This is a genomic window from Rhizobium sp. 01N424 (assembly GCF_056399485.1).
Window position 1 is genome coordinate 149381 of sequence record NZ_JBFTRK010000011.1, and the last position, 23659, is coordinate 173039.

The window sequence follows — 23659 nt, forward strand, 5'->3', positions numbered from 1 at the left end:
AGGATCATCGTTTAGGTTTTAGGGCTGGCCGCCACCGCCGGCCGCGCCATACACCTGCCCTGTTGCGTAACTGGCCGAGGGATCGGCAAGCTGAACGTAAATCGAAGCGAGTTCGGCCGGCTGGCCTGGACGACCCATCGGCGTCTTGCCGCCGAACTGTTCCAGTTTTTCCATCGTCGCGCCGCCGGCCGCTTGCAGCGGTGTCCAGATCGGTCCCGGCGCTACGCCGTTGACCCGGATGCCCTTCGGCCCGAGCTGCTTGGCCATCGACTTTGTGAAGTTCATGCCGGCAGCCTTGGTCATCGCGTAGTCGACCAAGTCCTCGGAGGGGTCGTATGCCTGCTCAGACGTCGTGATAATGATGGCCGAACCAGGCTGCAAATGTTTGAGCGCGGCCTTCGTCAGCCAGAACATCGCGTAGATGTTGGTCTTGATCGTCGCGTCGAAGGCATCGGAAGTGATCTCCGACAACATTCCCGCCTGCTGCTGGCGTCCCGCGTTGCTGACGAAGATATCAAGGCCGCCCAGCCCCTTCACCGCATCCTCGATAAGCTTCTCGCAGAAAGCCTGATCGCGAAGGTCGCCGGGCAATGCCACGCCTTTTCGTCCTTCTTTTTCAATGAGCGCGATAACTTCCTTGGCGTCGAACTCTTCGTCAGGAAGATAGTTGATGGCAACATCCGCGCCTTCGCGGGCATAAGCAATCGCAGCCGCCCGGCCCATTCCGGAATCGCCGCCGGTGATCAACGCCTTGCGCCCGGCGAGCCTACCCGAGCCTTTATAACTTGTCTCGCCGTGATCCGGTTTTGGGTCCATCTTGCCGGCAAGGCCCGGAAAAGGCTGCGACTGGCGCTGGAAAGGCGGCTTCGGATATTTCGTGGTCGGGTCTTCCATGGCTTCTGGTCCTTTCGATGGGCTTTGCGAGAACGTTGGCCACGCTGTGGCGGCAAGGGTTGCTGTCGTCACCGCGAGAACTGACCGGCGTGTCAATTGGAGAGCTCTGTCCATGGGTATCTCCGAGAGGCTCTCAGGCGACGCATTGCCGCTCGACATCCGGATTCGTCAGTGAGCGGCCACGAGTTTCATGACATGCATCTTGTGCATCTCGAGCTTAGGCAGCGTCTCTGCCGCAAATTGCTTGACGGCAGCATCGTCCCCGCCCTTCGCGTAGGTCGCGAACAGTGTCACCGCCTCCATGTGCGCGGACGCCTGCATCTCTATGTAAAGCGCCTGGAAATCCTCGCCCGAGGCACCCCTTAGGGTGTCAAGCATGGCCTGGTGTTTCGGCGCGAGCACCGGCGGCTCGTCACCGAGCTTGGCCGCTTTCTTCAGACCTTCGGCCGCTTTTGTATGATCTGCGATCATCTGCTTGGCGAAGTCTTTGACGTCCCCATCCCTCGCCTTTTCCTCGGCGAGCTTGCTGGATTCGATCTCGAAGGCATTGGCACTCGTGACGACCTTCACGAAGGAGCCCTTGTCGACGTTCATCGGAGCAGCGACGGTGTCGGCGCTTTTTGGCATGGCAGCGAAACTCGCGGTGGAGATCAGCAGGGAAAACGAAACGAGCGAGGCAGAAATCATCTTTTTCATGTCGGCTTTCCTTACTTGGCCCTTTCAAATGCGGCGGTCAGATCGGCAACGGCCATGTCCATGGCCTGCTTTGCCTGCGGCACCACCTTGGCCATGCCGAAGAACTCGTGGGTGACGCCATCGAACGTCTTGATGTCGACCGAGACGCCAGCGTCCTTGAGCTTTGCGGCATAGGTTTCGCCGTCGGACCGCAGCGGATCGATCTGCGCCAGGATGACGGTCGCCGGCGCGACGCCGACAAGGTCCGAGCGCCCGTTGAGATTGATGCGGGGATCCCTGGCGTCGTCCATCGACGTGACGGTGTTCTTGACGAACCACTCCATGTCGGCCTTGCCGAGCGGCTTGGCGTTGGCGTTTTCCTTGTAGGAGGGCGTGTCCATGTCGTTGCCCGCCACCGGATAGACCAGGAGTTGGTGGACCGGCTTCTTGGTCTTCATCTCCTTCGCCATCAGCGCAACGTTGGCGGCAAGATTGCCGCCAGCGCTTTCGCCAGCGACTGCGATCTTGTCGGCGTTGCCATTCAGTTCATGAATGTTCTCGACAACCCATTTGTAAGCGGTCCAAGCGTCTTGATGGGCTGCCGGAAACTTGTATTCCGGTGCATGGCGATATTCGACCGATACGACGATCGCGCGGGCGCCGAGCGAAAGCGCACGCGGCGCGCCGTCATAGACATTGACGTCGGCGACGACCCAGCCGCCCCCGTGATAGTAAACCACCACCGGAAACGGCCCTTCCCCGCCTGGAATATAGACGCGCGCGGCCAAGCCGCCTTGCTTCGACGGTATCGCGATATCCTTGGTGGTGACCTGCGCTTCGGGATTGGATGATACGCGCTTGTCCCACTGGACGGCGTGCGCGGCGTCGGCCGGGCTCGCCTGCATACGAGCTTCCGGCACGGTCAGCGTCGAAAACGGCTTTGAGCCGAGGGCAGCCAGCTTATCGAGCACGGCCTGCATCTCCGGCGCAGGCTTCGGAGCATCCTGCGCAAATACGGGGACGGCGGTTGCCAGCAGCGTGCCAAAAAGCAGCGCCGTCTTGAGGGCAGTACGAGGGGTCATTGATTGCTTTCCGATTAAAAGACGTCACCCAACCTCGGCGAAAGCCCATTGTTCCCTTCAGCCTGGATAAAGGATCGGGTGGTCCATGATGAACCGGGTCCGTCCACCTTTATACGCCCGCGATCTATCCTGAAGACCGGAAGACCATGCCAGCTCGCCGCGGAGTTCGGGAGACGTTCGCCGTCCGTCTTCCTCGACCGTCAAAGCTCTGCTTCTCCAGCTTTTTCGTCACCTGCCGAAGGGGACGTATTCGGAAAGAGCGCGCTATCGAGCGGACGACGTTTCTCAAAGGATGACAGGCATTGGTGGAACATCTCGCCGTTCCCGAACTTTAGCAGTCTCGCGCGCCCGCAAGGAGTTTCCCATGCCTTTCAACCCGCCAATCCTTTATACCCCAGAGGTCGAAAGCTTCGAAGAAGACGAGCAGCAGACCGTCACTGAACTAAACGGAGCGTTCGATGTCATTCTGAACAAGACAGCCGCAGATTACGGACATGCCGTGCGCTCGGTGCATGCGAAGGCTCATGGCATCCTTTAAGGCAAAATGACGGTTAAGGACGGACTGCCGCCGGAGCTGGCGCAGGGCCTGTTTGCGAACCCTGGCACCTACAAGACCTACATGCGCATCTCAACGAATGCCGGCGACATTCTCCCGGATGACATCTCGCTGCCGCGCGGGCTTGCGCTGAAGGTCGTCGAGGTTCCCGGCGCACGACTGCCAGATGCCGAGGGAGCGACCCAGGACTTCGTCATGGTCAACGGGCCGGTCTTCCAGGCAAACAACGCAAAGAAGTTCCTCGGCAGCCTAAAAATACTCGCCAAGACGACGGACCGCATGGAAGGCACGAAGGAGGTCCTGTCCAACGTATTGCAAGGCGTGAATGCGACTTTGCAGGCCATCGGCCTGTCGAGCCCGGCAGTGCAATCGATGGGCGGGGCGCCCGACGTCGATCCTCTTGGCGAGACCTACTATAGCGTGACGCCGTTCCGCTATGGCGACTATATCGCCAAGTTCAGTATTCGCCCGGTCTCGAAGGACCTGACCGGATTGACCGGCAGGGAGATCGACACAAAAGGTCAGCCGGATGCTATTCGCGAGACGGTACAAGCAGAGATGCGACATTTGAACGGCGAATGGGAGTTTTGTGTCCAGCTCTGTCGCGATCTTGAAAAACAACCCGTCGAGGATCCGACAGTTCAGTGGGACGAGGACGAAGCCCCATTCGTAGCGGTAGCGACCATACATGCAGTGCCGCAGGACAGCTGGTCTGAGACAAATGTGCAGAAGGTCGACGAAGAGATGAGGTTCAGTGTCTGGACGGGCCTTGCTGCACACGAGCCGCTTGGAAACATCAACCGGGCCCGCAAGGCGACCTACGAGCATTCGGCGAAGTTCCGCGCGGGTTTCAACGGGTGTCCGATCCACGAACCTGCCTCTTGATCATGGGATCCCGTCGTCTGCCGGCGCCGCTTTCAGGCGGCGCCTTTTCTCATTGAGACGCTCGAAGGATAAGGTTCATGGCCGACAACATTTCAAACCCCAACTCCGAAGGTCCGTCCGGTGGCTGGGGCTCGCTGAAAGGTATAGAAAGCATCTATGGGGAAAGCTGGCCGACGCCTGCGGCGCTTGAGACGCTCGCGCGCCAGAACAAGCCGGGCGGTTTCATGTGCGTCTCCTGCGCCTGGCCGAAGCCCGTCAACTATCATCCCTTCGAGTTTTGCGAAAACGGAGCGAAGGCGACACTATGGGAGCTGACGTCGCATCGCTGCTCGCCCGATTTCTGGGACGATCACACGGTTGGCGAGCTTCGGCAGTGGAAAGATCACGATCTGGAGATGACGGGTCGCTTGACGCATCCCCTTCGCTACGATGCCGGCACCGACCGCTATGTGGAAGTGACATGGGATGAAGCCTTCGTAGGCATCGCGACCATTCTAAACCGGCTGGAGAAGGAGAGTGTTGTGTTCTACTCGTCCGGCCATGCCGGGCTGGAGGCTTCTTATCTCTACGCGCTGCTCGCCCGTTTATATGGCAACAACAATCTGCCGCAGAGCTCGAACATGTGCCATGAGACGACATCCGTCGGCCTGAACAAGGTTATCGGATCTCCTGTGGGTACCGTCGTCTGGGAAGATCTCGAGAAGGCCGATGCGTTTTTCTTCTTCGGGCAGAATCCAGGATCAAACAGTCCGCGCTTCCTGCATCCGCTCCAGGACGCAAAACGGCGAGGCGCCCGGATCGTCACGTTCAATCCGGTTCTGGAACAGGGCCTGATCTCCTTCGTCAACCCGCAGAACCCGATTGACATGCTGACAGGCCACGAGACGCAGATCTCCGATCAATATCATCAGGTCAAGGCGGGCGGCGACATCGCCGCCATCCTCGGCATTTGCAAGCATGTTGTCGAAGCCGATGACCTCGCGGTCGCGGACCACAAGCCGCGCATTGTCGACTTCGAATTCATTGACGAGCACACGACAGGCTTCGATCAGTTCGTTGAAATGGTGCGGGAAACACCGTGGCCAGACATCGAACGTGAGAGCGGGCTTACCGAGGTCGCGCTGCGCGATGCCGGCGACGTCTATATCGGCGCTGAAAGCGTAATTGGCGTCTACGGGATGGGTCTTACCCAGCATGCGCAGGGCGCCTTGAACGTTGCGATGGTCGTGAACCTTCTACTGCTTCGCGGAAACATAGGCCGTGAAGGCGCCGGCTGTTGTCCGGTGCGCGGCCATTCGAACGTCCAGGGCCAGCGCACTGTCGGCATCGCCGAAAAAACCAAGCTGATCCCGATGGACAAGCTGAAGGAGCTGTTCGATTTCGATCCCCCGATGAAGGACGGAATGACGATCGTCGACGCAGTGAAGGGCCTCATGGGTGGCACCGTCAAGGCCTTCGTCAGCCTTGGGGGAAACCTCGTTCGCGCCGTTCCCGACCAGTTGGAGATGGAACGGGTATGGGCCGCTCAGGAACTGACGGTCATGGTTTCCACGAAGCTCAATCGCAGCCATCTCTTCCCGGCGAAGACAGCCTATATTCTCCCCTGCCTGTCTCGTACCGAAATCGACAGGCAAGTATCGGGAAACCAATCTGTCACCACCGAGGACAGCTTTTCCCATATTAGCGGCAGTACGGGCAAGCGCACGCCGGCGTCAAAATGCCTGCGAAGCGAGCTTGCCATTGTCGCCGGCATCGCCAAGGCGACGCTCGAACACAGTGCAAGGCTGCGCTGGGACGACTGGATAGCGGACTACAGCCTCGTTCGTGACCTTATCGAGAAGACCTATCCAGAAGACTTCAGGGACTATAATGCCCGCCTGTTTCAGGCGGGCGGCTTCTATCGTGGAAACGACGCCCACGAACGAGTTTGGAACACACCGGAGAAAAAGGCCGTCTTCACGAAACCGGATCGATTGAACGCGCTGTCATTCGCGCCCGCCGAAGGTCGCTTCCGGCTCGTAACGCTCCGGTCAAACGACCAGTTTAACACGACGATCTACGGTTACTCTGATCGGTTCCGCGGCATCGAGGGCACCCGCGATGTCGTCCTCATGTGCAAGGCAGACATAGCGTCGGCAGGCCTCTTCGAAGGGCAGCGGGTCACGCTGGTGAGCGATTTTTCAGACGGCAAACATCGGGAGTTGGCCGGCCTCGAAGTGCGGGCGCATGCCCGACCGAACGGAACGATCGCCTCATATTACCCCGAGAGCAACGTGCTCAACGCGATCGATCACCATGACGAACTGTCCAAGACCCCAGCATCGAAAGCTATTCCCGTCCGGATCGTGTCGGGGCACGGTAACGCTTGGTCTCGGGAAATCGAGACTGCGATGGAGCGGCCAGTATTTGAGTCTGGTGAACGGGAGCTCGAGAGGGAAGCTTTTCAACGAGAGGGAAGCGTTGATTGAATGCTTATGTCGTCACTCTCCTGATTTTCGGCGCCGTCGTTCTCTTAACCGTCTGGCTACCAATGGCCTTGCGCCGGCTGCCGTTGTCGCTGCCGATCTGCTGCCTCGCCATCGGCATGCTGCTGGCCTGGTCGCCCTTTACGCCACTTCCCGCGATCAACCCTCTCGAAAATATAAAGTGGGCCGAGCATCTCACGGAATTCGTGCTGATCGTCGCTCTGATGGGTGCCGGCCTCAAGATCGATCGACCGCTGGGCCTGCTTCAGTGGTCGGCGACGTGGCGGCTTCTCGGTATCGCGATGCCGCTCTCGATCGGAGCGATCGCTCTTGTCGGCTGGAGCGTTCTTGGTCTGGGTTTGGCTTCCTCCATTCTTCTCGGTGCCGCCCTCGCCCCGACCGATCCGGTTCTCGCCTCCGACGTACAGGTGGGGCCGCCGCAGACCGGCGAGGAGGATTCCATCCGCTTCTCGCTAACATCTGAGGCCGGTCTTAACGACGGCCTTAGCTTTCCGTTCGTCATGGCCGCAATCGCCATCGCCAGTGAGCAGCCGGGCGGCGGGTTCGGGTGGCTCCCGCACTGGTTTGTCTTTGATGTCGCCTGGAAACTAGCCGCCGGTGTGGCAATGGGATGGGTGGTCGGGAGGCCTCTCGGTTATCTGACCTTCAGGATGCCGGAGGCTGGCCGCATTGCAAGCACGGGTGATGGGCTGGCGGCATTGGGCTTCACCTGTATCGCCTATGGCGCGACGGAGATCGTACATGGTTATGGGTTCGTCGCCGTCTTTGTCGCCGCCCTGACCCTTCGCGGCGTCGAGCGCAAGAGCAAGTATCACGGGCATCTGCACGATTTCGGCGAGCAGATCGAGCGATTGCTGATGATGGGGCTGCTGGTGTGCTTCGGCTCGATCCTCGCTGAGGGTTCGCTTCTGTCGCATACCAACTGGCGAATTGTCGTGGTCGCAGTTCTCGTGCTCGCCGTCGTCAGACCCGTCGCTGCATGGGTGAGCTTGATCGGCTGCCGGCTGCCATGGGCGGACAAGTTGATCGTTTCGGTCTTCGGCATCCGCGGCCTTGGTTCGATCTATTATCTCGCCTACGCGTCCGGCAAAGCGAAGTTCGAAAATGTGGAGACGGTCTGGGCGACGGTGTTCGTCATCATCCTGCTGTCGGTCGTCATGCATGGCGCGACGGTAACTCCGGTCATGCGCTGGATTGATCGCCGCCGCGGCCTAGATCCTTCGAAATCGACAGCGATCTCCAGTTAGCATCAGGAGCGAAGCAATGCCGCACGTCCGAACGCAAGATCTCGATATCGACGGTAGGCCAGGAAAACTTCGCGAGCGGCTGACGGCGATTGGTTCCGTGCGACACATCTGATCCCGGCATCCTCAATAAGCGACATCAATCTCTCTCGGGCAGCCTTACCGAGTCGATCGGGGACTACACCATCTGTAGGCCGAGGTCCGCCAATGGACTCGCAATTGTTCCCGTCCCCGCACGGGGCCGCCGAGTCAGACCGTACCACCGTCTCCCTTATTGTGGATAGAAGCGTTGGACCGCGCCTTGCTTCCCGCAGTCGGGATCATTTGTTTTCGGACGCGAGCTCGCCCGGCATGAAAGTGCCCAGTTGATTGGAAGGAATCGTATCGTCGTCTTCGGTGTAACGGCCAGCTCGCCTCCAGAACGCATGTTGAAAGCTCTTACAGTGGGCGATCACGGCCACACACTGCGCAAAAAGACTTTCTCAAATTTGGCGACTGCTCAAAGCCGCTTTTTCTTTGTCCGATATTGGACGGGGAACAAACCAACTGCGCGGAGGTTAGCTTGGCGTCTCTCACCTAGGATCACGACGCAAACTCGATCGGCTGGGAGCGAGTAAAACAACGGAGAATATCATGGCAACGACCAAGACACTCGACGACCTATTTCTCGACACGCTGAAGGATATCTATTTTGCAGAAAAGCAGGTCTTGAAGGCTCTGCCGAAGATGGCCCGCGCCGCGCAATCGGAAGAAGGCAAGGCTGGATTTCTGCAGCATCGTGAGGAGACACAGGGCCAGATCGAGCGGCTCGAGCAAGTATTCGAAATTCTCGGCAAGCCGGCCCGCGGCAAGACCTGCGAAGCGATCCAAGGCATTCTTGCTGAGGGTGAGGAGATCATGGAGGAGTTCAAGGGCTCTCCTGCTCTCGACGCCGGACTTATCTCGTCGGCGCAGGCGGTCGAGCATTATGAGATCGCGCGTTACGGCACGCTCATTGCCTGGGCTAAGCAGCTGGGCTTGACGGACGCCGTTCCACTCCTGGAGGCCACGCTTTCCGAGGAAGAAGCCACCGACCAGAAGCTGACACAGCTAGCCGAAAAGCAGGCCAACGCGGTCGGCAAAACCAAGGCCGCATAAGATTGCGACCTGTCAAGCAAAAGGCCGCCCGGAGGGCGGCCTTTTCGCAGTTATCCGAATTAAGATCAAGGGGACACTAACATGGCCAAACGCCCAGCGAAACCCACATCCCGTCCTTCGTCTGACGAAGCCGTGAATATCCATGACCAGCAACTTCACCGAGGCACTGGAGGCGAACTTCACCAGTTTGCCGAGGATGGCCAGGACATTTTGACCACGTCGCAGGGCGCGCCCGTCGCCGACGATCAGAATTCACTGCGCGTCGGTCCACGCGGGCCGCTTCTCGTTGACGACTTCCATTTCCGCGAGAAGATTTTCCACTTTGACCACGAGCGGATTCCCGAGCGTGTTGTGCACGCTCGGGGCTACGGCGCCCACGGCTTCTTCGAGACGTACGAATCCTTGGCGGACGTCACACGCGCGGATGTATTCCAGCGTGCTGGCGAAAAGACGCCCGTCTTCGTGCGATTTTCAACAGTTGCCGGCAACAAAGGATCTGCTGATCTCGCGCGCGACGTCCGGGGCTTTGCGGTGAAGATGTATACGAAGGAGGGCAATTGGGACCTGGTCGGCAATAACATCCCGGTCTTCTTCATCCAGGATGCGATCAAGTTCCCAGACCTCATCCATGCTGCCAAGCAGGAGCCGGACCGCGCTTTTCCCCAGGCCCAAACCGCGCACGACAATTTTTGGGATTTCATCAGTTTGACGCCCGAGAGTATGAACATGGTCATGTGGATCATGTCGGACCGAACCATCCCACGGTCGCTCCGCTTCATGGAGGGTTTCGGCGTCCATACCTTCAGGTTCGTCAACGCCGAGGACAAGTCGACCTTCGTCAAGTTTCACTGGAAGCCGAAGCTCGGCCTTCAGTCCGTTGCGTGGAACGAGGCCGTCAAGATCAACGGCGCCGACCCGGACTTCCATCGACGCGATCTTTGGAATGCAATCCAGTCCGGCAATTTCCCAGAATGGGAACTCGCGGTGCAGCTCTTCGATCAGGACTTTGCGGATAACTTCGATTTCGATGTGCTTGACCCGACGAAGATCATTCCTGAGGAAATTCTGCCAGTTCGGCCGATCGGGCGGCTGGTTCTTGACCGAATGCCGAACAACTTTTTCGCCGAGACCGAGCAGGTCGCGTTCATGACGCAGAACGTGCCACCGGGCATCGACTTCAGCAACGACCCGCTGCTGCAAGGCCGGAACTTCTCCTACCTCGACACTCAGTTGAAGCGTCTGGGCGGTCCAAACTTTACACATCTGCCAATTAATGCGCCGAAATGTCCCATGCACAACTTTCAGCAGGACGGCCACATGGCGATGCGCAATCCCGTCGGCAGGACGAACTACCAACCAAACTCGCATGGGGAAGGCCCCCGTGAATCGCCGTCCCGCGGCTATCGGCACTTTCCTGCTGACGAACAGGGTCAGAAGGTGCGGCTACGTCCTGAGAGCTTTGCGGACCACTATAGCCAGGCCCGGCAGTTCTTCATCAGCCAGACCGGGGCGGAACAGCGCCATATTGCGTCAGCGTTGACATTCGAATTGAGCAAGGTCGAATCGTTGGCGATCCGTGAGAGGATGGTATCGCACCTTTTGAACATCGACGAGACACTGGCGACGACGGTCGCGCAGAAGCTTGGCTTTCAATCGATGCCGAAACCGGCAGATGCCGCCATGCCGACAAGGCAGGATCTTGAAGCTTCTCCTGCGCTGAGCATCGTCGAACGCGGACCGATGCGGTTCGAAGGGCGCAAACTCGGAATTATGATTGCCGACGGCGTCGATGCGAAGCTGCTGAAAGCGTTGACGAAGGCAGTCGCAGCCCAAAAAGCCGTCATCGAGTTGATCGCTCCAAAGGTGGGCGGCGTCACGGCCGACGACGGAAGCTCCATAGAGGCGAACCATATGATCGACGGGGGGCCGTCGGTGCTTTTCGATGCAGTCGTGCTTTTAACGTCGCATCAGGCAATCGACGACCTTGTCAAAGAAGCGGCCGCCCGCGACTTCGTCGCAGATGCCTTCCAGCACTGCAAGTATATCGGCTACGACCAATCTGCCATGCCGCTCCTGGAAAAAGCTGGAATTTCCGGTCAGCTGGACGAGGGAACGATACCGTTGTCAGACAGCAAGGACATAGAAGCCTTCGTTGAGAAACTCGGCAAGCTGCGTGTTTGGGGCCGCGAGCCGTCAGTGAAGCTCGGCAAGGCATCGCCGCCAATCGCCTGATTCAGTTCGGGCGCGGAGTGTTCCGCGCCCGTCAATCTTCTCGGACAATGGGTCTAATGTCACTTCGAGTTCTTGTGGCTCTGGGAGCCGGCTTTCACATGCTGCTCATGCGAGCCGCCCTGTTTGCCAGACGAGCTTGCGTTTTTTGTGGTTGATGATGCGCTCTTACCTGAGCTCGATTTGGACCCGCTCTTGGAATGCGAGGTGTCGGTGCCAGTGGATGCCATTATCATTTCCTCCTTGAGAGATCCTCATGATCTCGAAAGCTTAACTTCCACTTTCCGATCGTGTTCCGAATGATTTTCAAAAAGCGTGATTTCCTTGGGATCAACGAACTCGGACCTTGTGGTCGGGCGGAGCAGGTGGATCGAATAATGCGCCTTTTACTTTCCAGCCGGCGTTGCGACCTGCGCCGGACCGCTGCCGGACAGGTAGGAGATAGGTCGAATATCAGGCGGACGGCTGCAGCCTCGGCTTGCGCTTTTGTCAAAGGTGTCCTGCCCGGATGGTTCAGCACTGATAGAACCTGTCATCATCGCAGCCGCAGTAGACAACGTTGGAGACGAGCTTTCCAAAGTTCCTGTGGCGCTTTGAGTGACCACAGGCGGCCAGTTGGAAAGCGCGCGGCTCTCAGAATGTTGCAGACGGTCGTCAAATGTACGGCATCGCACGCAACATGCCGCACGAGTGACAACTCGGCGGCTTTCGGGTAGCGATTGAGACTACCCAAGAGGGAAAACCATGGCCACAATAATGCTGCTCGAGGACCAGGCCTTCATCGCGCTCGACATTGAAATGCTGCTTGGCGAGTATGGCCACCAATACGTGACCTTTTCCACATGTGCAGATGCGAAGAAATGGCTGGACGACAACACTCCCTCCACAGCAATCATTGATCCACGGCTGTCGGACGGGCTGTGCGCAGAGGTTGTCAGAATCCTTGTTGAGAGAGGCACGCCGTTCATCGTCTATTCTGGCGAGGCGGCGTCCCTACCGGAGATCGAACCGGCCTTCGCCGAGGGGGAACAACTTTCGAAACCGTGCGAACCCGATATCCTTTTGGCTGCGGTTGCCCGCGCCTTGAAAGATCGGCCTTGCCAAGTCTAAACGCCGTTACACCGTCAAAAGATGTCGTCGCGATACCGGCGGCAAGCCTGTTCAAAAGAGCTACTCGGATGTTGATGCGGATGCATGCGAGGGGAGAGCAATAGTTAGCTATCGGCTTGGCAACTTCATGATTCCCTTAAAAATGCCCTCGGTTCGAAAGAAAGGAACCGAGGGCTGAGTCTCGACAGGCGATCGTGAGGGGCTTCGATCGTGCCCCGATCTGGAAAGAGGTTTCCGTGTCGCTGTAAAAACCTTGATCAAAGAGTTGGTTCCGCACACGTTTTGCGAAACCGCCAATCGTCGTGAGACGGTACCGGGCGAACGAAGTGGTGCGAAGTCTGTAGCTCGCCGGAGGGGACGTGGTCAGCATAGAACTGGACGCTCGAATGCATGATCGCTGACCGTCTCCTGAAAACCGCCGACTTCTAATATTGTTAAAAAGGGCCGAACACCGGCTTGGCTTCACCGTATCAAGGCCACAAGTTGCTGTTATCTTTGGAACGAATGCGGTTTCTGTTGGTTCTACGCAAATGCGCTACTACTTCCATATCCACGAAGATGCAGTCTATATCGAAGACGTGGAAGGCATCGACTTACCGAGCGGTGGCGAAGCCCGCAATGAGGCCGTCAAGGCTGCAAGAGAGATGGTTGCCGAGCTTGTTTTAAGCGGCGAACCTATCGACGGAAAGACATTTGAGGTCCGCGACGAAGGCGGCACCCTCATCGCGACAGTTCCTTTTTTGTCGGTCATAAAGTGAGAACCTGAAACTCAGCTTCGATGGGATGGGCTTCCGCAGATCGACAATCGCTCCGCCGCCGCCGCAGGGGTCGCGCGCCGGCCGCCAAGCACTCGCGAACCCAGTCCCGGCTGCCCCAAGGTCCGTGGCTCCACCCATATCATGCGCCAGTCATTCAACAGAATCCGTCGTTGATGCAGGGTGCCCGCGCAGATGCAATCCCTGATCCGCCTGCGCGCTGTTGCTGAGGTGATCGCGCTGTGCCGACCCTGTAATTTTCCACGGTGCATGGAGCATTGACCTGGCAGTTCGATCCTTCGCGATGACCCCCGCGACACAATTGTGGCTTTGGCAGGTTGAGCGACACTGGCCTCGTTGACGAAGAGCGCGCGGCAACCCATTTCATCACCATGCGGAAAGAACAGAAGAATGATGTCGAACTCTTAAAGACATGGCGACTCTTGCCGGCAGCGACGTTGGGATCGGCGGTTCGTGCGAAAGGCATTCTCATGGAGCTTCGCGCCAGGGTGCCGGCGGCGGCGAAGAAATCGCTCGACCTTGATGGAGGCGAAATTACTCTGGCGATGCCTGCCAGCCACAAGACCGAGTTTCATGCGATATCGGCGATCGTCGCCAATCTGCTCGACGGCATTGAGCGATTGCCGGTGATCCCGCGCGAGATCCAGGACATCTTGACGATCACAACCAGCGAACGCCATCGTTGGCTGGCGGACGGCCGCCTGCCGAGCGCAGGGACGCGAACCGTTCGACTGAACGGCCGGGCCCGCCGGATCACCTTCCACGTGTTCGATCCGAAGATGGTCGAGGACATTCTCGACCGGGGTGTGGTGGACGAATGGCGCGATGAAGACGCGATTGCCAAAGCCGAAAATCGGCGGCGCGCTGCATATCAGGCGAAGCTGACCCGATCGCTCAAAAAGAGCAAGCCCGCTAAGGTCCGGACCATGGCTGACGCCGACGCCTCTAAATTGGATGGCTGGGACGAGTTCGGACGCGACGGTTTCTTGAAATAGGTTTGGCTATACGCCAGCTTCTAGGAAAAATAGGCCCGGGCAAAAAACAGCGCCGTTGTTGCCACCGCGAGCGCAATCGTGAGGGCACGGACCGCGGAAGCTGGCAATTTCAAGCCAACATGCGCACCTGCCCAGCCGCCGAGAAGCGCCCCCGTCAACATGGGAAGGCATTGAAACCAGGCAATCGCCCCGGCGGCCACGAAAACAATGACAGCCACTGCGTTTGCAGCAGTCACCATCAACATCCGCATCGGGTTTAGTTCCTTGATCTCGCCTCCGCCGAAAATACTCCAGGTGGCCAGCATCATCAGGCCGAGCGCTCCACCAAAATAGCCGCCATAGACGCCGAGAAGGAATTGGACTGGGACGATGGTCGCGGTTCGGGCTGAAGCGCGTCTCCGGAAGGCCGCACTGATGTGCCGACCGAAGACAAGCATGCCCGTAGCAATCAGAAGCAGCCATGGCAGTATGGCGTCGAAGACACGGGAAGGCGTCAATAGCAGCAGCATGCTGCCGCAGAATCCGCCAAGGACGGTTGCAATCGCAATCGGCAAAACCGGCACGCCGCAGACTTTGCCGAACCCCTCGCGATACACCCAAGAGCTCGCCATCCCACCCGGGAAAAGAGAAAATGTGCTCGTCGCGTTGGCCGCGACAGACGGCACGCCGACGGAGATCAGCGCCGGCAGGGACACGAAGGTTCCCACCACCTGCCAAGGCGTTCATGCTGCCTGCCAGCATCCCTGCGAGCAACAGGAGAAACATATCATTCATTTGGACTGCCGGGATTCGCATGTGACCGCATCACTAACGATCTAACATTGTCAGCGCGTCGAAGCGAGGCTGCGTGGGTGTCATTCTGTCCCTGGCTGGCTGGAGAGCCACTAGCCGACGCTATATCCGCCGTCCACAGGCAGCGTCACGCCCGTGACAAAGGCGCCGCCGGCGAGCACAAAAACAAGATTGGACTAACCAGATCGTCGGCTGTGCCCCAGCGCTTGATAGCTGAGCGGCTGGTAATCGCGGCATGCGCTCAACGGGTTGCCCCTGGCTACCACCAAACCGAAATGACGAGACCGCTTTGGTCCCTTACGGACAGCGAGGAGACGTCCCGGCCCCATTTGAGCGCCAGCGCTTTCGTGAGCCAGAGACGATGCCGTCCTTGCCGCGTGTGACGACGCCCTCGCGGGCAATGTAGCTACACCGTGTATCGCTGCCGGCTGAGCCAAAAATGGTTGAACGCGAACAAACGGAGATTTCCCTATTCGGCTACTCTCAATGCTTCGCCAAACTTCGCAGCGAGACGGCGGCAGTCCTCGCAATTGAGTACGATGCCTGCCAGATCGACCGAGGCCTTGTGCTCGTCGCATGTCAAAGTTTCGAGGCCAGCGAGATGATGGATAGCATTGCCGAGGAGCATATTACAGGGTGCGCCTTCAACGCCTGATCCCGTGGCTTTATGTGTGACGACGCCGCTGACAGTAGCAAGCCAGTCGCGCCGCGAAAATATGAGTTCATCATCCATCTCAGTCTCCGAAACTGATGAAGCACACCGTGCCTCTATCCAGAAAACGCGGCGGATCGCCCGGCAGTTCCAGGGGCTGCACATGTTCCTAGTCCAACCATTGCGTTCGCAAACGGCCCCCAGGAACGTGGATGAAGACTGAGCCCTCCGCATCGGTCGACAGATCCGCAGGCAAGAAAACACGTGACGGACAAAATGAACTCGCTGGGAGCAGGCCTCTTCCTTATGACAGCGTTCCCGCTGGGATCAATTTGAAGGCCCTGCCCGCCGATTGGCGACAGGAAGGTTGCAGACCGGCTGGCAGCTGCTTAAGGTCGGCACCGGTATTTGAGGCCGCAATTCTCACGAGGATAAACATGGCAACTGGCACAGTGAAATTCTTCAATCAGGACAAAGGTTTCGGCTTCATCACCCCCGATGCAGGCGGACCTGATGTCTTCGTTCATGTCAGCGCGCTCGGTGGTCAGGGATCACTGCGCGACGGCGACAAGGTCAGCTATGACGTTGGCCAGGATCGCAAGACTGGAAAATCCAAGGCTGAGAATGTCAGAACTGCCTGAGCTTTTGCGCCCCGGCCTCTGTGGCCGGGGTGTTTGGGCTGCTGCGGGCACCAAATCGCTGGAACAAGCGATGATAATCTCCCCCTCCAGACTGCCGATCATCCATCGCCCTGTGAAACCGCGCATCAGCGCGGAACCGTAAGGACCTCCCGTCGTTACGACTGACACACCAACACGATGGAGATCATTAATGTCGAATGTATCGAGCGCAGGCGGAGAAGATCCCAACAATGCGACCAGTCAGGTCCGCTTCGGAAGGTCTGTCGAGAGCAAAGCTCAGATTGATGATGCGGCTGCGGCCGGTGCCGACTTTGGTGGCGAAACCCTGAATCTCTACAGGCTGGAGCCAATCGCGGCGCCGACCGATCCCAGATGGGTCAATTCGCCTGGCCATGGGACTGTTGTTGTTGCCGCGCGCAGCTCTGGAGACGCCCGTATCGTTGCGGCCAGCCGCGAGCTCGACTTCATGGAGATCGACTCAGCTCCGGCCGAGGGCGTGACCACGACGAATGCGAGCTCATTTCGCGACGACAAGCTTTATTCGGTGACCCAGATCGACCACGGACGCACTGATCTTGAGCGTGGCTTGGTCGATGGCAAGATTTCGGTCGATACGATACGGCCAACGCAGGACGACTGAGGCCGAACGGCTAAAACCGCCGTAGCCGCCTTCACCGGAGAAGTCCCTGACCTCCGTCGATAAATAGCGGCGAGCCGGTTATGTGCCTCGCGCTGGCGCTCAGCAGAAAATGGATAGCGTCAGCTGCATCGGCAGCTTTGCCTGGCTCGCCTTTCGTGAGAGGAACGCTACCTTCCGGCCACACGACGGGGATCTCCACATCTTCGCGGTGCCTGATATGCGTCGAGGCTGATATTTCGGTAGCGACCGCGCCCGGACAAAGAACGTTGATGCGGATTGAATGACGGCCGAGCTCGAGTGCCAGCTGCTGAGCCATCGCGACCTGGGCGGCTTTTGTCGCGCTGTAGGCAATCGCACCGGGTGAGGTAAAGGTGCGAACGCCGTTAATGGAGGAAACAATGACGATCGCACCTCCTCCCGCCATCTTCAGCAGTGGAACAAACACATGCAGCGTGAGGTAGGTGCCGCGCAGGTTGACGCGAACGGTCCTGTCCCACTCGTCCGGCATCAGATCGTCAATTGGAGCCCACACCCCATTAATGCCGGCGTTGGCGACAATGGCATCCAGGCGGCCGAATTTGGCCAAAAGGGCCGCGCGAGCAGCTTCAATCTCTTCGTCCGACGAGATATCCGCACAGAAAGTGAGGCAACGGTCACTGGAAAATTTCGAGCGGACCGCTTCAAGGCGCTGACTATCAGAATCGACCAGTGCGAGATCGAAGTCGGTCGCCAGCCTCAACGCCGTCGCCAATCCTATTCCCGATGCGGCGCCGGTAACCAAAGCGACGGGCCTGGCCATGATCTTCAGACCCCACCTGTGTTGGTATCATCGTAAGTGTGGAACCTTTTTTTCGAAAAGCCCCGGTCCACGTTAAACGCATTGAGTTGAACCAGCGGTTCCTTTGCGCGCTCGATGGAACGAATGTCGTCCAATCTCACATAGGCCTTCATGATCATGCAAATCTCCTTGCCGCCGTTCCTCGAAACACGATAGTTACGGAGACCTGTGTGCGATGGCGACCTTAGTTTCGACGATCTGCCTTTCGTAAGCCTCGTCGAACGACAATGCGCCTCTAACGATCCTTGTTCCCGTACACCTTGCGACGTCTCCCGAGATAACATCTTCGCTCACTGTGCAAACCTGTAAGGCCCGCCCTTTTCGAGAGCCCGGATATAGGCCGGGCGAGCATGAATTCGTTTGAGCCACTCGGTGATTGCAGGCCGGGAACCGCTCAGGCGGGCATTCACGGCTGCAGCCTCAAGAGGAAAGCTCATCATGACGTCGGCGGCCGAAATGCTCTCGCCAGCGAACCAGGGCCGCGTCGAGAGCTCAGTTTCGATATAGTCGAGGTGCACGTCGAGCATAGGGCGAAGCCTTTTGGCGGCGACCTTTCCTAGAAGCGGTACGCGGGACACTGCAAGGAGCGCAAACAGCACCGGCATGACAGAACCCTCGGCATAGTGGAGAAACATGCGGTAGCGAAGCAGGCCGGTGGGGCCTGAAGGCGGGCCCATCTGGCCGTCAGCTTTTGCGACCAGGTATTCACAGATCGCCGCGGTCTCGGTCAGTACGGGTTGTGTGTCCCCGTGGCCGGCATCTTCGATCACGGGCGACTTTCCGAGGGGATGAACGCGCTTCAGTTCATCCGGAGCACTCATGTCGGCGTTGCGCCTGTAGTGACGGACGTCGTATTCGAGGCCGAGCTCCTCCAACAGCCAGATCACACGTTGGGAGCGGCTGTTATTGAGATGGTGTAAAATGATCATTGAACCTCCGGCGTGCCGCGTCCATATGCGGTTGCGCACTGTTACGAACAGTACAGGTGTACGGATCAGGACAAGACCGATTAGCTTAGCAGCATGGCGCCATCGCCGCCCGCGTTGTCGTTGAACGGCAAGCCGCGAATACGCCACGCTTGGCGCAAAATGTCCTCCAGCTCCTCGACGGAAAACTCATCGAATTTTGCCCAGAGCTGAACAGCAAGCGACTTAAGATCGACGGTCGTTTCAGGCTCGGCTTCCGCGGCCACGGCGAGAGCTTCCACCTCGAGATGAAGGTCTTCATTCTCGGTCATAGTGCAACGCCGGTAACCGGATCAATGATTGGACGTTCGCTCTCGTCCTTGCTGCCTGCAGGCTGCACCGTGGCAGGCGCAAGTGATTCCCTATCGGCATTGTGGGGCTTTTTGGGAACCGGCTTTACGTCGCGCGGGCGTCGTTGCTCGGGTGTAGCATTGGTGTCATTCGTCGCCATCATATCCTCCTGAAAAGGGCCGTTATGCCCGCTTCACCTGCCAGATTTATTCTCTTGATCACCTTCAGGGGCGGCTTCACCGCTCTTCTGAAACTTTGCCAATCCGATCTCCAGCACCTTGCGGCAGATAAACCAGCTAGGCTTTCAGGACTGCCTATCCGCGGCCACCGGATCGTGAGTGCTGCAAAAGTGTGGACACGATCATCGTGAGCGCAAATACCGAAATCGTTTTCACCACGGGATAGGAGGCCATCGGGCCGCTTGCGCTTCTGCTTTTTCCCGTGCTCTGGCCTTGGATGATCGCCAAACGTGAGCGAAGGTTCCTCGCTTCACTTTTCAGCCACGCAATTTCTTTTTCCGCTGCAGTTGTGGCTTCCGCACTGCGCTCCGTGCCCGACATTTCAGATTCTGCGCGAGCTTCCTCCATTTCGAGCGCGTAGCGATCGAGCTCTGACTTGACGACGCGCGCATTCGTCCGTGTATGTGTTCCTGCCATAGGATCCTCCTGTCGTTCCAATAAGAACGCACAGGATCTCCAAAAGATGCCTTCTTACGGAGGTCTTCTTCTGCAATGACGGGCCAAAGCATTTCGATCGGCGATGGGCACTTCGCCGCCTAGGAAACATTCGTTCATAGGAGCTTGTCTAAAGTGATCGGCAGGTCACGGATTCTCTTGCCCGTCGCGTTATAGACAGCATTGGCGATGGCCGCCCCTACCCCAGTTATTCCTATCTCGCCAATACCGCGCGCTCCCATTGGCGCTTGAGGGTCGGCCTCGTCGAGGTAAATGACGTCGATCTGAGGAACGTCCATTTGCACCGGAACATGGTATTCAGCCAGCGAAGCATTGACAATGCGACCTGTACGCTCGTCAAAATTAGTCTCCTCCGTCAGCGCAAGCCCTATTCCCATGATGATGCCGCCCTTGAACTGGCTGGTCRCCATCTTGCCATTGAGTATATGGCCAGCGTCGAACGAGCCCAGAAAGCGCCGGACCCTGGTCTCGCCGGTAATCTGATTGACACCGACCTCACAGAATTGCGCCCCATATGAATGCATGGAAAAGGCTTCCATTTCGGCAGGCGGCGGTGCTTCGGCCTGACAGACAACCTCTGTGCGTCCCGCCCGGAGCAGGATCGACTGATAGGTTTCGAAGCGGCTCTGATCCTGCACGTGACCAAGGCCGGAATTGCGTGCTTCCACGTCTGCAAACGACAGGCCTGCAAGAGGAGAGTCGTTGCCGGCGAGTTTTAGCAGCTCTTCGATGAACACTTCGGAGGCGGCAATGATCGCGCCTCCGATCGATGCCGTCTGCGTTGAGCCTCCGGCGATGACGCCGCGCGGAAGATGGCTGTCTCCGTATTCGAAGGTCACCTTGTCGAGTGGCACGCCCAGACGCGCCGATATGTGTTGAGCCTGAGCGGTCGCGGTGCCCATGCCCATGTCGTGAACGGCTGTCGAGACTGCAACGGAACCGTCTTCTATCAGTTTGATGCGCGCTGCCCCTCCTGGGAAGCGGTGATACGGGTAGGTCGCAGTCGCGCATCCCAAGCCGATTAGCCACTCGCCATCGCGCACCTGTCCCGGTTTCCGGTTACGCTGGCCCCAGCCGAACCTCTCGGCGCCCCGCTCGTAAGCTTCGACCAACAGGCGCGAGGAGAACGGTTTCCCGCTCGTCGGGTCAGTTTCCGGCTCAATCCTCCGCCGCAACTCGATTGGGTCGATCCCCAATTTCTCGGCGAGCTCATCCAGTGCACATTCGAGGGCGAAGGTTCCAACGGATTCGCCGGGCGCACGCATGAACGTATTGGCGAGCATGTCCATATCCGCCACCTCCTGGGCAAGCCGGAAGCTTCCCGCAGCATAAAGGTGGCGTGCCGGAAAGGTGAATTGTTCCGGGCAGGAATTGTGCGGTGTCATTGCGACGATGCCAGTGTGGATGAGAGCGCTAAGCTTCCCCGTTTCGTCGGCCCCGAGGGCGACGCGCTGCTCGGTTACCGTGCGTCCGCCCACGACACGGAACACACCTTCGCGCGATAGCATTATACGCACGGGGCGGCTGGCGAGCTTCGCAGCCGCGCAGGCGAGGATCTGATGATCCCAAAGGCATTTGCCTCCGAACCCGCCACCGACGAAGGGCGAGGTGAGATGGACGTTTGCCGGATCGATCCCGAAGATCTCTGCAAGCTGGCCGGTCGTGAGGTCGATAAGCTGGCTCGCGTCATGGACACGCAGGTTATCGCCGCTCCAGGCCACTGTTGCCGCATGAAGCTCGATGGCGTTGTGATTGTGACGCGGCGTCCGGTAGAGGTTGTCGACCTGGACTGCGGCGGCTCGCAATGCGCTCTCGGCATCGCCGATCTCAAGAACGGGCGGCTGGCCAAGGAGGGTCTCGAGCTGACGCGGATTTGCCTTGGCCTCGGCGAATGATGTCACGGCCGGCAAGAGATCATAGTCGGCGTCGATCAGTGAAGCGGCATAATCGGCCGCTTCTTGCGTTTCGGCCAGAACTAACGCAATCGGCTGGCCGTTCCAGTGGATCTCGTCAGTTTGCATTACCGGAAGGTCGCTGGCGCCAGCCGCGGTGGGTGACGACATCATCAATGACGGCGCTTTCATGCGCGGTGCATTGCGATAGGTCATGACCAGGATGACGCCGGGCGCTTTTTCCGCATCACCGACATTGAGCTGCGATATGCGTGCGCGGGCCACCGTGCTGAAAGCCAGGGCCGCGTAACAGATATCGTCATAGGGAAACTCGGCAGCAAAGCGTGCTGCGCCCTGCACCTTCAGCGGCCCATCGATACGCGATACGGGCTGGCCAAGGGCTCCATGTTTTCGGAGGAGCGGATCGCGGGTAACGGCCGGTTGCCAGTATCCGAGCTTCTGGGGTTTTGTATCCGGACCAGCGCTCATTTTACTTCTCCCATCAATTCTTCAAGCACGACGGTGATGAGGCGTTTCGCCAACTCGATCTTGAAGGCGTTATCCTTGAGCCCGACCGCTGCGGCGAGTTCGGCTTCCGCGGCACGGCGAAAAGCGTCGGATTTTGCCAGATTGCCTTTTAGGCTCGCCTCGGCAATGGCGGCGCGCCAGGGCTTGTGAGCAACACCCCCAAGAGCAATGCGCACATCGCGCACAACACCGGCGTTATCGACATCGAGGGCGGCAGCGACGGAAACCAGCGCAAAGGCGTAACTCGCCCGATCCCGGACCTTTCTGTAGGTCGAACGTTGACCAAAACTGAGCGGCGGTACTTCGATGGCTGTTATCAATTCGCCGGGAAGCAGTTCGGTTTCCACCTCAGGATGATCATCTGGCAGGCGATGCAGCGCCTTGAGAGGCAGCGTACGTGTACCAAGAGGCCCGCTGAGATGAACGATTGCATCCAGTGCAACAAGCGCGATACACATGTCGGACGGATGGGCCGCGACGCAGGCTGTCGAAGCGCCAAGTATCGCATGATAGCGATTAAACCCATCGCGCGCATCGCAGCCGGCACCGGGGACGCGCTTGTTGCAGCTTGCCGCGTCGTCGTAGAAATACCGACAGCGCGTCCGCTGGAGGATGTTGCCGCCGACTGTCGCCATGTTGCGTATCTGGGCGCTGGCGCCGGCAAGGACGGAACGCGCCAGGAGCGGGTATCTATTGCGAACATGGTCGTTGGCCGCAAGCGCCGAGTTCTTGGCTGCCGCACCGACGAAAAGACTTCCATCACTACCCATCTCGATCCGGTCATCAAGCCCGGTCACGTCGATCAGCACATCAGGCTGTTCGACGGTTTCACGCATGAGGTCAACGAGGTTCGTGCCGCCGCCCAGGTACTTTGCCCGACCGTTCGTCTTGGTGAGCGCAATGGCGTTCGCAGCATTGTCAGGCCGCTCATATATGAAGATGTTCATGCGCGAACCCCCTCCATGATCGTCGGGTAATTGCCGGCAGAAAGGGTCTCGGAAATCGCCTCGACGATACCGTTATAGGCTCCGCATCGACAGAGGTTGCCGCTCATACGCTCGCGAAGCTCCGTCTGATCGAGAGCGATCCGCGGCGACGTCAGATCCTTTGTAACAGCACTCGGTATGCCCCGCTCGATCTCGCTTGCCATGCCGATGGCGGAACAGAGTTGACCGGGGGTGCAATAGCCGCATTGAAACCCGTCATGATCGACAAATGCCTGCTGCAGCGGATGGAGATGCCCGTCTTGAGCCAACCCCTCGACCGTAACGATCGTGCGGCCCTGATACTGTACCGCCAAGGCAAGGCAGGAGTTGATGCGCTCGCCATCAACAAGCACGGTGCATGCGCCGCAGGCCCCCTGGTCGCATCCCTTTTTCGTGCCTGTTCGTCCGAGGCTGTTTCTGAGCATATCGAGGAGCGATGTCCGGATGTCTGCCTCGACATCGATCTTTTCGCCGTTGACAATGAAATGCATAGGCTCATCTCCCTTGTGCCGGTTTCAGTCGACCCCCGCTGGTACAAGCTAGGGGGAAAGCTGCCCGTTTCAAACGCCATCGGCCAATCTTCGTTCAATTGCAGCCGCAGTCTCTAAAAAATCCTGGGGGAAGCAATTCCATCTTCGAGGGAGGAGAACACACCTCAACAGCCTTGTTT

22 protein-coding genes and 2 pseudogenes are annotated in these 23659 nt (G+C 58.6%); 10 read left to right on the plus strand and 14 right to left on the minus strand.

Annotation, left to right across the window (positions count from 1 at the left end; all coding sequences use genetic code 11):
* Positions 1–18: 18 nt before the first annotated feature.
* From AC1DNK_RS24175 to AC1DNK_RS24185, 3 genes are all read right to left on the minus strand, one after another.
* The gene (locus AC1DNK_RS24175) at positions 19–894 is read right to left on the minus strand and encodes an SDR family oxidoreductase (RefSeq protein WP_477943702.1); all 876 of its coding nucleotides are present in this window, start codon (positions 892–894) and stop codon (positions 19–21) included.
* Positions 895–1062: 168 nt separating this feature from the next.
* Entirely contained in the window at positions 1063–1590 is a 528-nt protein-coding gene (locus tag AC1DNK_RS24180; RefSeq protein WP_477943703.1) for a DUF4142 domain-containing protein, read from the minus strand.
* A gap of 11 nt (positions 1591–1601) precedes the next feature.
* Entirely contained in the window at positions 1602–2651 is a 1050-nt protein-coding gene (locus tag AC1DNK_RS24185; protein WP_477943704.1) for an alpha/beta hydrolase, read from the minus strand.
* Between the two features lie 364 nt (positions 2652–3015).
* Here AC1DNK_RS24185 and AC1DNK_RS24190 point away from each other — a divergent pair.
* From AC1DNK_RS24190 to AC1DNK_RS24225, 8 genes and pseudogenes are all read left to right on the plus strand, one after another.
* Positions 3016–4092 (plus strand): annotated as a pseudogene (locus tag AC1DNK_RS24190) (catalase family protein).
* Positions 4093–4169: 77 nt separating this feature from the next.
* A complete protein-coding gene (locus tag AC1DNK_RS24195) occupies positions 4170–6560 on the plus strand; it encodes an FdhF/YdeP family oxidoreductase (RefSeq protein WP_477943705.1) in 2391 nt (796 codons plus the stop codon).
* Positions 6557–7825, plus strand: coding sequence for a cation:proton antiporter (locus AC1DNK_RS24200; protein ID WP_477943706.1), 1269 nt, complete (start codon positions 6557–6559; stop codon positions 7823–7825). Before AC1DNK_RS24195 ends, AC1DNK_RS24200 begins: the two co-directional genes overlap by 4 nt.
* Before the next feature lie 630 nt (positions 7826–8455).
* Positions 8456–8959, plus strand: coding sequence for a YciE/YciF ferroxidase family protein (locus AC1DNK_RS24205; RefSeq protein WP_477943707.1), 504 nt, complete (start codon positions 8456–8458; stop codon positions 8957–8959).
* Positions 8960–9040: 81 nt separating this feature from the next.
* Entirely contained in the window at positions 9041–11191 is a 2151-nt protein-coding gene (gene katE / locus AC1DNK_RS24210) for a catalase (RefSeq protein WP_477943708.1), read from the plus strand.
* A gap of 741 nt (positions 11192–11932) precedes the next feature.
* A complete protein-coding gene (locus AC1DNK_RS24215) occupies positions 11933–12298 on the plus strand; it encodes a response regulator (protein WP_477943709.1) in 366 nt (121 codons plus the stop codon).
* 530 nt (positions 12299–12828) lie between these two features.
* Positions 12829–13056: a DUF6894 family protein gene (locus AC1DNK_RS24220; RefSeq protein WP_477943710.1), complete on the plus strand. Its 228-nt coding sequence runs from the start codon at positions 12829–12831 to the stop codon at positions 13054–13056.
* Positions 13057–13445: 389 nt separating this feature from the next.
* Entirely contained in the window at positions 13446–14069 is a 624-nt protein-coding gene (locus AC1DNK_RS24225) for a hypothetical protein (RefSeq protein ID WP_477943757.1), read from the plus strand.
* A gap of 20 nt (positions 14070–14089) precedes the next feature.
* Here the strand turns inward: AC1DNK_RS24225 and AC1DNK_RS24230 are convergent.
* Positions 14090–14843: pseudogene (locus AC1DNK_RS24230) on the minus strand (sulfite exporter TauE/SafE family protein).
* 487 nt (positions 14844–15330) lie between these two features.
* A complete protein-coding gene (locus AC1DNK_RS24235) occupies positions 15331–15594 on the minus strand; it encodes a hypothetical protein (RefSeq protein WP_477943711.1) in 264 nt (87 codons plus the stop codon).
* Positions 15595–15950: 356 nt separating this feature from the next.
* Between AC1DNK_RS24235 and AC1DNK_RS24240 the strand changes: the two genes are divergently transcribed.
* Together AC1DNK_RS24240 and AC1DNK_RS24245 are read left to right on the plus strand one after the other, a co-directional pair.
* The gene (locus AC1DNK_RS24240) at positions 15951–16154 is read left to right on the plus strand and encodes a cold-shock protein (protein WP_477943712.1); all 204 of its coding nucleotides are present in this window, start codon (positions 15951–15953) and stop codon (positions 16152–16154) included.
* Between the two features lie 190 nt (positions 16155–16344).
* Entirely contained in the window at positions 16345–16794 is a 450-nt protein-coding gene (locus tag AC1DNK_RS24245) for a hypothetical protein (protein ID WP_477943713.1), read from the plus strand.
* A 31-nt stretch (positions 16795–16825) separates the two neighbouring features.
* Here the strand turns inward: AC1DNK_RS24245 and AC1DNK_RS24250 are convergent, their stop codons facing one another.
* The 9 genes from AC1DNK_RS24250 to AC1DNK_RS24290 form a co-directional block, all read right to left on the minus strand.
* Positions 16826–17593 carry an SDR family oxidoreductase gene (locus tag AC1DNK_RS24250; RefSeq protein WP_477943714.1) on the minus strand — a complete coding sequence of 256 codons (768 nt, stop codon included), beginning with the start codon at positions 17591–17593 and terminating at the stop codon, positions 16826–16828.
* Positions 17594–17598: 5 nt separating this feature from the next.
* A complete protein-coding gene (locus tag AC1DNK_RS24255; protein WP_477943715.1) occupies positions 17599–17751 on the minus strand; it encodes a hypothetical protein in 153 nt (50 codons plus the stop codon).
* Positions 17752–17922: 171 nt separating this feature from the next.
* Complete coding sequence (locus tag AC1DNK_RS24260) at positions 17923–18561, minus strand: glutathione S-transferase family protein (RefSeq protein WP_477943716.1); 639 nt, start codon at positions 18559–18561, stop codon at positions 17923–17925.
* Between the two features lie 80 nt (positions 18562–18641).
* Entirely contained in the window at positions 18642–18869 is a 228-nt protein-coding gene (locus AC1DNK_RS24265; protein ID WP_477943717.1) for a hypothetical protein, read from the minus strand.
* On the minus strand, positions 18866–19048 hold the full coding sequence (locus AC1DNK_RS24270; RefSeq protein ID WP_477943758.1) for a hypothetical protein: 183 nt from the start codon (positions 19046–19048) through the stop codon (positions 18866–18868). The genes AC1DNK_RS24265 and AC1DNK_RS24270 overlap by 4 nt, the downstream gene beginning before the upstream one ends.
* A 154-nt stretch (positions 19049–19202) precedes the next feature.
* Entirely contained in the window at positions 19203–19544 is a 342-nt protein-coding gene (locus AC1DNK_RS24275) for a hypothetical protein (RefSeq protein WP_477943718.1), read from the minus strand.
* A 134-nt stretch (positions 19545–19678) separates the two neighbouring features.
* Positions 19679–21964 (minus strand): xanthine dehydrogenase family protein molybdopterin-binding subunit, encoded by a 2286-nt coding sequence (locus AC1DNK_RS24280; protein WP_477943719.1) that lies wholly within the window; start codon positions 21962–21964, stop codon positions 19679–19681.
* Positions 21961–22950 (minus strand): FAD binding domain-containing protein, encoded by a 990-nt coding sequence (locus AC1DNK_RS24285; RefSeq protein WP_477943720.1) that lies wholly within the window; start codon positions 22948–22950, stop codon positions 21961–21963. Before AC1DNK_RS24285 ends, AC1DNK_RS24280 begins: the two co-directional genes overlap by 4 nt.
* Positions 22947–23480, minus strand: a complete 534-nt coding sequence (locus AC1DNK_RS24290; protein ID WP_477943721.1) for a 2Fe-2S iron-sulfur cluster-binding protein — start codon at positions 23478–23480, stop codon at positions 22947–22949. The genes AC1DNK_RS24285 and AC1DNK_RS24290 overlap by 4 nt, the downstream gene beginning before the upstream one ends.
* Positions 23481–23659 lie beyond the last annotated feature (179 nt).